Annotated in this window: 1 protein-coding gene; it reads left to right on the top strand. The window is 49.8% G+C overall.

All coding sequences use genetic code 11. The features are described from left to right. The coding region (traM, locus tag PORUE0001_RS02740; protein WP_007364944.1) for a conjugative transposon protein TraM at nucleotides 1-500 on the top strand (500 nt) is incomplete at both ends.

Here is a 500-nt window from a genome sequence, read left to right as displayed (position 1 = left end):
GGTAGGGATGCTTCTAGCCAGCAGGCGCACGAGGCTTTGCTACAGAACCGCTTTACCACGTCTGTAGGTTCGTTGCGTAGTGAGACTATTGCCAAGAACACGATGCGAGCTATCATCGATGAGACCAAGACCATCAAGCTAGGCGATGAGGTCAAAATGCGTCTTATGGAGGACATACAGATAGGCTCTGTAGTTGTACCTAAGGGTACGACTATTGTGGCTAAGTCAACCCTGACAAACAATCGTCTACAGCTGAAAGTTACCTCTATTGAGTATCGGGAAAGAATCATAGGAGTAGACTTGTCCGCCTTTGACCTTAATGGTCAAGAGGGGTTGTACGTACCTGTAACAGCGGAAGCTGTGGGACTCAAAGCCCTTGGAGAGGGCTTGGCAGAGACAGCCACAGGAGGTATCTCTATACAGCAGAGTGGCAAGGATCAAATCCTCGCCAATGTCTCCAATGGACTCATACGTGCCGGGGGCAACTACATGCGCTCTAA

It is taken from the genome of Porphyromonas uenonis 60-3 (assembly GCF_000174775.1).
In the GTDB taxonomy this organism is placed as follows: Bacteria; Bacteroidota; Bacteroidia; order Bacteroidales; family Porphyromonadaceae; genus Porphyromonas; species Porphyromonas uenonis_A.
The sequence above is the reverse complement of the archived record's forward strand: the minus strand, read 5'-3'. Positions and strand labels throughout refer to the sequence as shown.